The following is a 12,459-nucleotide window of genomic DNA, read 5'->3' on the forward strand; positions in this document are numbered from 1 at the left end:
GAGCAGTCGAGGCGGCGAGCGCTCTCCGAAGTGGAACGGTGCACATGCGAGGGGCCCACGGTTCGCTGCCGCGACGAGCGAGCAAGTCAGTGCTCCTTTGAGTCAGGCAGCGCCCTGCTTGGAGGCCAACGCGGGATGCGTGCGTGCATGCGCTCCGTTGCATGCAGTGGGGTGCGGTGTGCCTGGTGCCGCGTCGAACCGTACGTGCACCGGGACGACACGAGCGCCGCCGGATTTCGAGTGGCCGCGCGTGGTGTTTCGGGACGTCGACGGGGTCACTCGAACCATGTCGATGAGGCGTTCTCGGGCGACACCGCGGAGGGCTCGGTCAGCCAGTTCTTGCTGTATCCGCGGAGGTGTCCACCCACGCGCACGCTTCGAGACCGCGTGAGGCGCCCGCTGAGGTCCTCGGGTTCGAGCGACATGGGCACCGACTCATGCATGAGTCAGTGGCTGCGAGGATGCTCGTTGTCGGAGTGAAGTGATGGAGGCACTGCTCACGGGGAACGCGAGCACTGCGACTCGATGGAACGAGCCCACGCTCGCTTGCCCGACTGCATCCTGAGCGAGGTGGACACCGGCAGGTCGCGAAGTCGAGTGCAGTTCGCGCGAGAGGAGGCTTTCCAGCGCGGGATGAGTCGACCTTTCGAGCCGATGAATCGCGCTCGTGTCGTCAGCGAACCGGCGAAGGGCTCGGTCCGTTGCATGAAGCGCAGGCCTCCCTTGGACCGGCTGGCCCCTGGAGCCCCGAGGTCGACGCGGGACTCCGGTGCTGCGCGCCGTCCGAGTCACCCATGTTGGAGCGACAAGACGAACAGTTGCAGATGCGTGAGCGACTGATGCGCGAGCTGGGTTCCACGTGGAACGCGGGTGGAGACGGGGTCAGGTCCACGTCGGGACGGTGAGGGGCTTCTCGACGAGAGCCCCAGTCCACGAAGTGCTGGCCTCTCGGTCCCTGTCATGGAGTGGCGGAGGCCTGGTGCTGAGTGCACGGTGGAGCACCGCACCTGCACGATGCCATCGACGTTGGCGGAGTATCCGACTGCGTTGCATGCGGAGCTCGGCTGGGCACCGAGGAGACGAGTCCGACGCTGACGACGCTCGTGTTTTCAAGGACGCGAGCCAACGAAGGATTCGGTGTGGTTCCTTGGCCGGTCACCTGGGCCGCGTCCTCCCGGACCAGCGAAGCGATGCGCGGTTGGACGAGCCCGGCCTGTCCCATCTGGAACGCAGCGTGCCCGAGCCGTGACCTACGCTTTCGCGCAGCGGTTCGGATGGCGGGTCGCCGAGAACGGGGGCACGGAGAGGACCGAGTCGCTGACCTCATGTGGAGACCGCCGACCCTCCATGAATCGCGTCCAACACGGGGGGGATGCCAGACCTCGTTGCGCGTGGGGTGAGGCATCGGTCCATGACGGGGAGGCGCGCCGTCAGTGCCCGCCTTCAGGGGCGGTTCGAGGAGTCGGCCGATGCCAGTCCGGGTTCGACAGGTCCACGAATGCGGCACAGGCAGCGGCAACATGTGTCCTGGGGCTCGCCATCGCGATGCGGTTCGACCGGATGAAGGTGGGTTGAGTCGCTGGCCGTCTTCGCGGGAAGAAGTCGGACACCACAACGAAGACTCGCGCCGCCATCACCGCGTGGACGCGATGAAGGGCGAGCAGCCCGCCGATGACCACGAGGCGTTCCACGTGGAACGCGCATCCGCATGTGGCGAGCGCCGTCGCCTCGACGGCCTCGAAAGGCATGAAGGCGAAGGAGTCCGCACCAAGGGCCATGCCGTGGACCAAGTCGAACCGCGCACCCGCATGCCGCGAGTGCCATCGGCTCGCTGGCTTCGACGCCGAGAAGGCGAAGAAGTCCGCATCGAGGTCGTGTTCCACGTGGAACGTGCATCGGCATGTGGCGTGTGCCGGCACCTCGTTGATGTCGTTGCCGCGCAGGCGGGAAGTCCACGGCCAGGTCATCTCGTGTTCCATGTGGAGCCGTGCGTCCGCATGGAGTTCAGGCGGGTGCTCCGCTGGCTGCACCGCCACGAAGGTGGAGAGGTCCGCACCCAGTCCCGTCGTGTTCCACGTGGAACGCGCGTCCGCCTGTGTCGCGTGCAGTTGCTTTACTGGCCGCCCCACCACGAACGCGGAGAGGCCGCGTCGAGTCCCGTCGTGTTCCACGTGGAACGCGCATCTGACTGCGTCGCGTGCCGGCGCATTACTGGCCGCCCTGCCACGAAGGAGGAGAGCTCCGCACCGAGGTCGTGTTCCACGTGGAACCGTGCATCCGCCTGCGGCGAGTGCTGTCGCCAACGGCCCCGCCTCGAAGGCGGAGAGGTCTGCATCGAGGCCTCGTCGTGTTCCACGTGGAACGGCGCATCGGCATGGTGCGTGTGACGGCATCCATGCGCTTCGTTGTCGCGAAGGTGGCGAAGGACCGCACGTCGGCCATGTCGTGTTCCACGTGGAACCACGCATCGGCATGGTGCGTGTGACGCACCCATGCGCTTCGTTGCCGCGAAGGTGGCGGAGGACCGCACGGAGACCATGTCGTGTTCCACGTGGAACGTGGAAGAGCACCGCGAAGAAGTCCCTGTCCGAGGTCCATCACGAACCCAGAAGAAGGGCAGGGTGGCCGGTCCGAGCCTCAGTCGAACGGGACGAGTGACCACGCGAAGGACTGCTGAAGCCCATGCGGATGAGGGACTCGTGAAGGCGGTGCCGTGTTCCACGTGGAACTCGCGCATGCGCACGACGAAGGTGGCTGCGTACCTGAGGTCGCATCACGGCGAAGCAGGATGACGGCTGCGACAGCCTGGGCGTGTTCCACGTGGAACGAGGAATGGCTCCTCGGATGCCACGCGTTCCGATGTGAAGCGGCATGGGCTGCAGGTGAGGCGCGTTCGTGTTCCACGTGGAACGTGGAACGTGGATGAGGCCAGCTGGCGGATGCGTGCGCCCATCAAGCGCAGGCGCGCGCGAAGCAGGCGGACGCCTGTTCGTGTTCCACGTGGAACGTGGAACGTGGATGCGGCCAGTTGGTGGGCTCGTGAGCCCATCAAGTCGAGCTTCACGAGAAGCAGGCGGACGCCTGTTCGTGTTCCACGTGGAACGTGGATGAGGCCAGTTGGCGGATGCGTGCGCCCAGCAAGCGCAGGCGCGCGAAGCAGGAGGACGCCTGTTCGCGTTCCACGTGGAACGTGGATGAGGCCAACTGTCGGATGCGTGCGCCCATCAAGCGCAGGCGCGCGCGAAGCAGGCGGACGCCTGTTCCACGTGGAACATGGATGAGGTTAGTTGGTGGGCTCGTGAGCCCATCAGGTCGAGCTTCACGAGAAGCAGGCGGACGCCTGTTCGTGTTCCACGTGGAACGTGGATGAGGTCAGTTGGTGGGCTCGTGAGCCCATCAAGTCGAGCTGCACGAGAAGCAGGTGGATGCCTGTTCCACGTGGAACGTAGATGGGCCTCACGAAGATGTGCACGCGCAGGGGTCCATCGACCTGGAGCAACACAGGAGGCACGTGGATGCCTGTTCGTGTTCCACGTGGAACGTGGATGAGGCCAGTCGGCGGATGCGTGAGCCCACTGGCGTGGAGCAACACAGGCGCCACGTGGATGCCTGTTCGTGTTCCACGTGGAACGTGGATGAGCATCGCGCAGGTCGTCACCTGGGCTCGCTTGTGGAAGGTCGAGCCGTGTTCCACGTGGAACGCAGAACGGACGCCATCCCTCCGAACCCGGCGTGACACCGCGAGATGAAGGTGTCGATGGTGGCTCCGTGGCTCCACCGTTCCGCGTGGACCGTGGATGGGCAGCACGGAGGCGTACTCGCGCAGGTCGTCACCTGGGTTCGAGCGTGGAAGGTCGTTTCGTGTTCCACGTGGAACGCCACGGGATGGGCACCCTCAGGTCGAGCACCACGCGAACGCATCGATGAAGGTTGCGAGGACGTGCGGATGGCGGCTCCGCGGTTCCACGTGGAACACGACCTGAGTACGGCGAGGCCATCGCATGTGTGGCGCGGCATCGGCGCCAAGTGGGTCGAGAAGCCTGGAGGGTCGAATCGTGTTCCACGTGGAACGCCACGGGATGGGTCCACGACCTTCGCCTTGAGCACGGCAGAGGCTTGGCGGATGCCAGGACCTGTTCCACGTGGAACGTGGATGGGCACCGCGAGGTGAGTGGATGACGGTGCCGCCTCGATGGCGCGCGGCGCCGCACGTCAGTTGATGGCCTGACCGTTCCACGTGGAACGTGGAGGCGGGGCGTGAAGGCGCGTGGTGACTGAACGGCGTCGGCGCGAAGTGTGAAGGATGCCGAAGGATGGCCAGCCGGGTTCCACGTGGAACGTGGATGCGCGCGACGCGGGCTCCAAGGTTCGGATGCCGCATCGCCGCGAAGCAGCGGGAATCCGATGGAGGTGAGTCTCCGGCGCAACTGGAACGCGGATGCGTGTGATGCAGGTCCACAGGTGCAGCGGCCGCATCGCCGTTTGGCGGTGAGAGGTCGATGGAGGTCGGTTCCTGTTCCACGTGGAACGTGGACAGGCCTCGATGCACGTCAGTGGTGGGGACACGGCATCGGCATGCTGCGGGCGGGAGGCTGATGGAGGTCAGCTCCTGTTCCAGGTGGAACGTGGACGACTTCGATGCGTGTCAGCGGCGCGGACACGGCATCGACATGAGGCAGGCGCGAGGCTGAAGGAGGTCAGCTCCTGTTCCAGGTGGAACGTGGACGGCCTGGATGCACGTCGGTGGTGGGGACACGGCATCGACATGAGGCAGGCGCGAGGCTGAAGGAGGTCAGCTCCTGTTCCAGGTGGAACGTGGACGACCTCGGTGTGCGCCAGCGGCGTGGACACGGCATCGACATGAGGCAGGCGCGAGGCTGAAGGAGGTCAGCTCCTGTTCCAGGTGGAACGTGGACGACCTCGATGTGCGCCAGCGGCGTGGACACGGCATCGACATGAGGCAGGCGCGAGGCTGAAGGAGGTCAGTTCCTGTTCCAGGCGGAACGTGAACGGCCTGGATGCACGTCGGTGGTGGGGACACGGCATCGACATGACGCAGGCGCGAGGCTGATGGAGGTCAGTTCCTGTTCCAGGTGGAACGTGGACGACCTCGATGCGCGTCAGCGGCGCGGACACGGCATCAACGTGAAGCAGGCGGGAGGCTGATGGAGGTCGGTTCCTGTTCCATGCGGAACGCGGACGAGGTCGATGCAGGGCGGAGGCGCGGCTGCGGCATCGGCGTGAAGCGGCGAGGAGTCGATGGGAGGCCCGTCCCTGGTCCAGGTGGAACGTGATGAGGCGCATGACGGGCCAACAACACGTAGCGCGGTGGCGAAGAGGCGCTGTCAGAGGCTGGTCCCTGTTCTTCATGAACGTGGATGAACTCGGCGCAGGTCAGTACACGGATGCGGCATCGGCCTGAACCTGGGGAACGATGGGTCGGTCATCGGTTCACGTGGAAAGTGGATGAGGCAGGAAGGCTCTGCCCTCCGTCACGCGGCGTCGGCTCAAACGAGGTCGATGGAGTTGGGCTCCTGCCCCAGGTGGAACCCGGATGAGGAACAGGAAGGTCCAGCCCCGTGCGACCTGTCATCGGCAGGGAGCAGGAGAAGTCGAGGGAGGTCGGTCGCTGTTCCTCGTCGAACCCGGATGACCGGCACGAAGGAGGTCAGCCATCCATGGCGCGGCATCAACGCGATGCTGAAGCGAGGTCGATGGCGGTCGGCTCCCGCTCCACATGGGTGAGGAAGTCTCATCCATGTGTGGCGTGGCATCGGCGCGGAGCCGCGAGAAGTTGATGGCTGTCAGCCGCTGGTGCGCGTGGCTGAGGAACTGGAATGCCCCATCGGCGCGGAGCCGCGAGACGTCGATGGAGGTCGCCCTGTTCCAGGGGGAGCTTGGATGAGGAGCGCTGAGTCCCGGCCCCGCGTGACGCGACATCAAATCGGAGCTGACCGAAGTCGCTGAAGGTCAGTGCCTGTTCCTCATCGAACCCGGATGAGGAACACGAAGGCTCAGCCATCCATCACGCGGCATCGGCGCGAAGTCGATGGAACTCGGTCCGCGGCCCACGCGGGAACTCAAGCGGGGCGGGGCGAACCGAGTCCGGGTGGAACTTGGGTGGCCGTCGCGACGGTGAGTCCCTGTGGCGCCGCATCCGTGTGACGCAGTTCGCGAAGTCAGCTTCGAGTCCAACCGAACTCCCCGTGGCCTCCCTCCAGGTGTCACGCAGCTTCGTTCACGCAATGGGGTGCGAACCCACTGGTCCTCGAGGTCCGCGCGGAACTCGAAAGACCAAGGTCGCATGCGCGGAAAGTGGCGTCGTCGCGATGCTGACCAGGTCGCATCTGCCTCAACGCGGTGTTCCGCGTGGAACGCCGGCGCGGCTCACGTGAGGGACCGCATGACGCGCAGAACGAACCTGCGGACGATGCGCACGACCTCCGTCACGCGAACACCAAGAGCAGGGACGCCATCCTCAGTCAGCCAGATGAAGCCGTGCTGACTCCCACCACCCCGAGGCGCGAACACGGAACCCCCACCCATGTTCCACGAGGAACGTCGTGTCCGGACACCCTCCATCCCCACGTCCCCCTCCCACTGGAAGGAAGACCCCATGTCTCCAGCTGATGACGAAGCGCTGTCCGACATCTCCCGGCGGTGGAAGTCCGCGCTCCTCATCGAGCGTTGGAGGTCACTCCCTGCCGCGTCCCGCGAAGAGGTCCTCGCCGACATGGAGGACTCATCACGCACGCTCCGCGACCACGACCGCCAACTGTCCGAGTCCTTCGTCGCCGCGATGGACGCGCTCGATGTCGTCGGCCTCGATGGAACGCTGCACCTCTGGACCCAGGCCACGGAGGATGTGCGGCACCTGCTCGACGAAATCACGCGCCTTCGCGCCGAGCTCCAACGCGAGCGCACCCGCCTCAAGTAGCCCACGCGCCTCCTTATAAGGAGGGCATCCGAGCGGGCTCGAGCCCACACCCCGAACCCAGGATGCCAAGGCACCGCTCGCCGGGTTCTCCAGCATGAAGACCACTCTTCCAAGTCTTCGGAATCAGGCCGTTTGGCCGGCTGGCAGGCCCTCGGATGAAGCGTCCGCGTAACGTGCGCCGCGAATTTGATCCAACACCGAGGCGCATGTTAGCAGCGGGATCAGCGTGCAACCGTGCACCGCATCACGCACGGCGCCTGGCTCTCGCCGGGCATGAGAGAGGATGGGGCTCGTGGGTCGAATCATCTGCATCTCCAATCAGAAGGGCGGCGTGGGCAAGACGACCACCGCCATCAACCTGGCCGCGAGCCTGGCCTCCGCCGAGCGGCGCACGCTCCTGGTGGACATGGACCCGCAGGGCAACGCTGGCAGCGGCCTGGGCCTCAAGCAGGACAAGCTCCACGGCACCATCTACGACGCGCTCCTCAATGGACGCCCCATGAAGGAGCTGTTCCACCCCACCGAGCTGCGCTACCTCCAGGTCGTCCCCGCCACGCCCGACCTCACCGGCGCCGAGGTGGAGCTCGTCGGCCAGGAGAACCGCGAGTTCCGCCTGCGCGACGCCTTGCGTCCGCTCGCCGCCGAGTTCGACTACATCATCATCGACTGCCCGCCCTCGCTCGGGCTGCTCACCCTCAACGCGCTGTCCGCCGCAGACTCCGTCCTCATCCCGCTGCAGTGCGAGTACTACGCGCTCGAGGGCCTCTCCCAGCTGACGCACACCATCGACCTGGTGAAGCAGGGCCTCAACCCGGACCTGAAGATGGAGGGCATCCTCCTCACCATGTTCGACGCGCGCGCCAACATCGCCCACCAGGTGGTGGAAGAGGTGCGCGGCTACTTCAAGGACCAGGTCTTCCAGGTCGTCGTCCCGCGCAACGTGCGCCTGTCCGAGTGCCCGTCCTTCGGCAAGCCCATCATCCTCTATGACATCAAGTCGAAGGGCTGCGAGAGCTACCTGGCGCTCGGCCGCGAGTTGATGAAGCGCGACACCCCCAAGTCCCCCCGTCAGGCTCCCCGTCGTCGGGTGGCCTGAAACCCTTGCCGCGCGCCGTGCGCCACCGTCACGCGCGGTCCGCTCGCGCCGCCCATGCCCGCCGTGAGCCGACTCATGGCGCTGGAGTCATGTCTTGGTGAAAGCAGACACGCAGAAACGCGCCCTCGGTCGCGGCCTCTCCGCGCTCATCCCCCAGGCCGCTCCCGGTGGCGGCAAGGCCGCCGAGCAGGCCGCGCTCAAGGCCGGCGTCCTCAAGCTCCCGATTGAGTCCATCCACCGGGACAAGGACCAGCCTCGTCATCACTTCGACGAGGAGAAGCTCAAGGAGCTCACCGAGTCCATCCGCGTACAGGGCGTCATCCAGCCCATCCTCGTGCGCAAGGACCAGGACGGCTACCGCATCATCGCGGGTGAGCGCCGGTGGCGAGCGTCCCAGGCCGCGGGCCTCAAGGAGGTCCCCGCCATCGTCAAGGAGGTCACCGAGGTCCAGGCCTTCGAGCTGGCCCTGGTCGAGAACCTCCAGCGCGCGGACCTCAACCCGATTGAAGAGGCCGAGGGCTACAAGCGCCTCTCCGACGAGTTCAAGCTCACGCAGGATCAGATCAGCCAGCGCGTGGGCAAGGAGCGCTCGACGGTGGCCAACGCCCTGCGCCTCCTGGCCCTGCCCGCGGACGTCAAGGGTATGGTGGCGGACGGTTCGCTGAGCATGGGACATGCGCGCGCGCTGTTGGGCGTGCCCCGGCTGCCGGAGCTACAGAACCTGGCCAAGCAGGTGGCCGAGAAGAAGCTCTCCGTGCGTGACACGGAGCGGCTGGTCCAGCAGAGTCGCTCCAACGGCAAGAAGGATGCGGGCAAGACGCCGCCGAAGCAGAGCCCGCAGGTGAAGTCCCTGGTGGAGGAGCTCCAACGTCGATTGGGGACGAAGGTCCGGTTGACCGAACGAAGCCCCGGAAAGGGCACCATCGAGGTGGACTTCTTCTCCTACGATGACCTGGACCGGCTGTTGAAGCTGCTCAGGAAGGAGTAGCGCGTGGCGCTCCTTGGCGGGAAGAAAGACGAAGCACCCAGCAGGCCCTTGTTCAAGCGGGAGGAGGAATCCGTGTCGCAGCGCTCTGGTGAGGTCCATACGCTTCTGGGCAAGGGAAGCGAGTTCGAGGGGAAGCTCACCTTCGAGGGACAGGTCCGTATCGACGGGAAGTTCCAGGGGCAGATCATCACCAAGGACGTGCTCGTCATCGGTGATGGCGCCAAGGTCCAGGCCGAAATCCAGGCCGGCACCGTCATCATCAACGGGCAGGTCGAAGGCAACGTGAAGGCGACGCAGATCATCGAGCTCAAGACGCCCGGTCGCGTGAAGGGCAACCTGGAGACGCCGTCCCTGTCGATGGACCGGGGCGTCATCTTCGAGGGCTCGCTGAAGATGGAGAACCTGGGCGGCAACACCACCCGTCCTCCTCCTCCTGGCGGCGAGAAGAAGTAGCCGGTGCGGCGCGCCAGGCACATCGCGTCCGGCGTGGTGCTGGCGCTGTCGATGCTGTCCGGGTGCAAGGGCTGCGACGGGGGGAAGGACTCCCCCGACGCGTCCTCCCCGGAGCAGACGTCGCGCTCGGGTGTGAAGGTGCCGCTGCCCGAAGGTTGGTCCGCGCAGGTGGCTCCCGATGACAGCTTCCAGGCGGGCCCTCCCGGCCGCCCGGTGCTGCGGGTGGACCTGCGACGCGGCAAGGGCGAGGAGATGTCCTCCGTGGAGGACCTGGCGGACCGGGTGCGCTCGGAGTCGAAGAACTTCGAGGTGTCCCTCGACCAGGAAGAGGAGAAGGACACCTACGCGCTGTTGCGCGTGACGCTGGCGCCCAAGCACGGTGACGGCGGCATCGGCGCCGCGGCGCCCGCGCTCTTCGGGGCGCGCCGCGTGGGCAACGACTTGTTCCTCTGCGCGACGCTGCCGGGGGCCACGCCGGAGGATGTGCGGCTGGCCACCGAGGCGTGCCGCGAAATCGAGATCCAGGCGGCCCAGCCGCGCTGAGCCTCACGGCGCACCGGGGTCTCCCGGGCGCGATGTCCCCGCTCATCTCCGCGCGTCTTCCGCCGTCGTGCCTCGGCGGGGCCCGTCCTTCGCACGTCCCATGCTCACGCGGCGTCGTGTCTCGGCGGCATCCGCCCTTCGAGTGTCCCATGCTCACGCGGCGTCGTGCCTCGACGGGAGCGCACGAGACGCTGTCTGCTCGGGGCGCTCCCTTCGCCGCGGCACCACTGCTCCTCGTGGAACATCTGCCTCGGCGCCATCGGCGCAGACCCAGACGGTGCTCCCTCCCCACTGCGAGCAGGCGGGCAGGAGGGCCCCGTTCCACTCGCCTCCCCCACGAGCGCAACGCGGCATGCGCTGGGGCGTCTGTGCCTGGGACTCGGACCTCACGGGTGGGCTGTTCCCCGGGGGTGACGGCTTCGCGAGGATGGGCGGGTCGCTGCTCGAGGCCGGCGTTGAACGGTGGTTCGTGGTGGAGGTGGTCATGGACTGGAGAGCGAATCTCATCGAGGACGACGCGGGCGTCCGGGACGTGCTCACGCGCTCCCGACGGGTGGCGGTGCTGGGCATCCGCCCAGAGAGCCACGCGCACAAGCCCGCGCACTCGGTGCCCGCCTATCTGGCGAAGCACGGCTACGACATCGTGCCCGTGCCCGTGCACGGTGAGACGGAGCCCATCCTCGGACGGCCCGTGTATCGCGCGGTGGCGGACATCCCCGGACCGGTGGACCTGGTGCAGGTGTTCCGTCGCCCGGAGGACATCGATGCGCACGTGTCCGACCTGCTCGCCAAGAAGCCGCACGCGGTGTGGTTCCAGCTGGGCATCCGCAATGACGCAGCGGCCGAGCAGCTCGCGCGCGCGGGCATCCGCGTGGTGCAGGACCGGTGCATGAAGGTGGAGCTGGCGCGGCTGTCCCAGGAACGGGAGCTGTCCGGAGCGAGTCCTTCGTGACGCCCGGGAGCAAGCAGGCGTGGCGCGGTCCTGAACATTCCGCGAGCGCCAAGCGTCCCACGCATTATGGAAGGATGGAGTGGGGACTTCCCCATTCCGTCGCGAGTCCTTAACCTTGTCGTTACCCCGGCCCGTGGTGGGTGAACACCCCGACCCATCCCAGGACCTCCACGCAGCGCCCAGCAAGGAGTCCCCGCATGTCGTTCACCGGAATGCTCCCCCTCCACCTTGCCACCGTGGACCTCAGCCCCGTGGGTGAGCGGCTGTTCGCCGCGAGCGGGCTGGCCGTCACCGTGCTGGCCGCGCTCTGGTACGCGTGGACGCGCCCCGTCGCGCAGCCCGTGCCCGTGCGCGTCTCCTCGCGTCGCAACCCGCGCCGTTAGTCGCGGATGGGCCGTGAAGCCCTCGGGCCCGAGGGCCGGGTGACACCCGACCCCAGGCCCGAGTCCGGACGTCTCAGCCGCGCTTGAGCGCGAGCGACAGGGCGAAGTCTCCCGCCTCGTCCGTCCACCACGCGGCGAGCCCCAGCCCGGCCGCGTCCAGCTCCGCCTCCACGCGCTGCTGCTCGAACTTGCAGCTGACCTCCGTGCGCAGCACCTCGCCCGCGGCGAAGTCCACGCGGCGCTTGAGCGACTGCATCCACACGGTCTGCTCGCGCCGCGACACCAGGCGCATCTCCACCCAGCGGTTGTGCTCGTCGAAGGGCGCGAAGTGCTCGAACCCGTTCGGGTCGAAGTCCGCGCCCAGCTCGCGGTTGAGCACGCGCAGCACGTTGCGGTTGAACTCCGCCGTCACGCCCGCGCTGTCGTTGTACGCGGCGTACAGCCGCTCGCGGTCCTTGATGAGGTCGGTGCCCAGGAGCAGTCCGTCACCGGGGCGCAGGCCCGAGGACAGCTCCGCGAGGAAGCGCGCGCGCTGCGCGGGCTTCAGGTTGCCGATGGTGCCTCCGAGGAAGGCCACCAGTCGCCGTCCCCCCTGGGGCAGCCGGTTGAGGTGGTGCTCGAAGTCGCCCACCACCGCGTGCACGCTGATGCCCGGGTACTCACGCGCCAGCGTCCCCGCCGCGCGGCGCAGGAAGGACTCGCTCACGTCGAAGGGCACGAAGCGCGACAGTTGCCCCGCCGCCTCCATCGCGTCCAGCAAGAGGCGCGTCTTCTCGCTGGTGCCACTGCCCAGCTCGATGAGCGTCGTCGCGCCGCTCAGCCGCGCCACGTCCCCGGCGTGGGCGAGCAGGATTTCGCGCTCGCGCCGCGTGGGGTAGTACTCCGGCAGGCGGGTGATGTCGTCGAAGAGCTGGCTGCCGCGCTCGTCATAGAGCCACTTCGGCGACAGCTCCTTGGGGGTGTTGCACAGCCCCTGGAGCACCTCCTGCTTGAGCGCGCGCCGGGCATCTCCCGGCTTCACGTAGACCTCCACCTTCACCCCGGGGAAGCCATTGGGCTTCTCCTCGAGCGTCGTCGTCTCCACCGCCTCCACCATCGAGCTCATCG

10 protein-coding genes are annotated in these 12,459 nt (G+C 67.1%); 7 read left to right on the plus strand and 3 right to left on the minus strand.

Annotation, left to right across the window (positions count from 1 at the left end; all coding sequences use genetic code 11):
* Nucleotides 1–275 precede the first annotated feature (275 nt).
* Both LXT21_RS32210 and LXT21_RS32215 read right to left on the minus strand, forming a co-directional pair.
* Entirely contained in the window at nt 276–425 is a 150-nt protein-coding gene (locus LXT21_RS32210) for a hypothetical protein (RefSeq protein WP_254042044.1), read from the minus strand.
* 1,005 nt (nt 426–1,430) lie between these two features.
* A complete protein-coding gene (locus LXT21_RS32215; RefSeq protein ID WP_254042045.1) occupies nt 1,431–1,979 on the minus strand; it encodes a hypothetical protein in 549 nt (182 codons plus the stop codon).
* 4,637 nt (nt 1,980–6,616) lie between these two features.
* On the opposite strand from LXT21_RS32215, the gene LXT21_RS32220 reads away from it, so the two are divergent.
* The 7 genes from LXT21_RS32220 to LXT21_RS32250 all read left to right on the plus strand — a co-directional run bounded on the left by LXT21_RS32220 (nt 6,617) and on the right by LXT21_RS32250 (nt 11,352).
* The gene (locus LXT21_RS32220; protein ID WP_254042046.1) at nt 6,617–6,937 is read left to right on the plus strand and encodes a hypothetical protein; all 321 of its coding nucleotides are present in this window, start codon (nt 6,617–6,619) and stop codon (nt 6,935–6,937) included.
* Between the two features lie 283 nt (nt 6,938–7,220).
* Nucleotides 7,221–8,033 (plus strand): ParA family protein, encoded by an 813-nt coding sequence (locus LXT21_RS32225; RefSeq protein ID WP_255653697.1) that lies wholly within the window; start codon nt 7,221–7,223, stop codon nt 8,031–8,033.
* 94 nt (nt 8,034–8,127) lie between these two features.
* Nucleotides 8,128–9,021, plus strand: a complete 894-nt coding sequence (locus tag LXT21_RS32230; RefSeq protein WP_254042047.1) for a ParB/RepB/Spo0J family partition protein — start codon at nt 8,128–8,130, stop codon at nt 9,019–9,021.
* Nucleotides 9,022–9,024: 3 nt separating this feature from the next.
* Nucleotides 9,025–9,474: a bactofilin BacM gene (gene bacM, locus LXT21_RS32235; RefSeq protein ID WP_046717230.1), complete on the plus strand. Its 450-nt coding sequence runs from the start codon at nt 9,025–9,027 to the stop codon at nt 9,472–9,474.
* A 3-nt stretch (nt 9,475–9,477) separates the two neighbouring features.
* A complete protein-coding gene (locus LXT21_RS32240) occupies nt 9,478–10,017 on the plus strand; it encodes a hypothetical protein (protein ID WP_254042048.1) in 540 nt (179 codons plus the stop codon).
* Between the two features lie 484 nt (nt 10,018–10,501).
* Nucleotides 10,502–10,969, plus strand: coding sequence for a CoA-binding protein (locus LXT21_RS32245; protein ID WP_254042177.1), 468 nt, complete (start codon nt 10,502–10,504; stop codon nt 10,967–10,969).
* 197 nt (nt 10,970–11,166) lie between these two features.
* Nucleotides 11,167–11,352 carry a hypothetical protein gene (locus LXT21_RS32250; protein ID WP_223750918.1) on the plus strand — a complete coding sequence of 62 codons (186 nt, stop codon included), beginning with the start codon at nt 11,167–11,169 and terminating at the stop codon, nt 11,350–11,352.
* Between the two features lie 73 nt (nt 11,353–11,425).
* On the opposite strand, the gene egtD is transcribed toward LXT21_RS32250, so the two are convergent.
* Nucleotides 11,426–12,448 carry an L-histidine N(alpha)-methyltransferase gene (gene egtD / locus LXT21_RS32255; RefSeq protein ID WP_254042178.1) on the minus strand — a complete coding sequence of 341 codons (1,023 nt, stop codon included), beginning with the start codon at nt 12,446–12,448 and terminating at the stop codon, nt 11,426–11,428.
* Between the last annotated feature and the right edge of the window lie 11 nt (nt 12,449–12,459).

The organism is Myxococcus guangdongensis (genome assembly GCF_024198255.1).
GTDB lineage: Bacteria > Myxococcota > Myxococcia > Myxococcales > Myxococcaceae > Myxococcus > Myxococcus guangdongensis.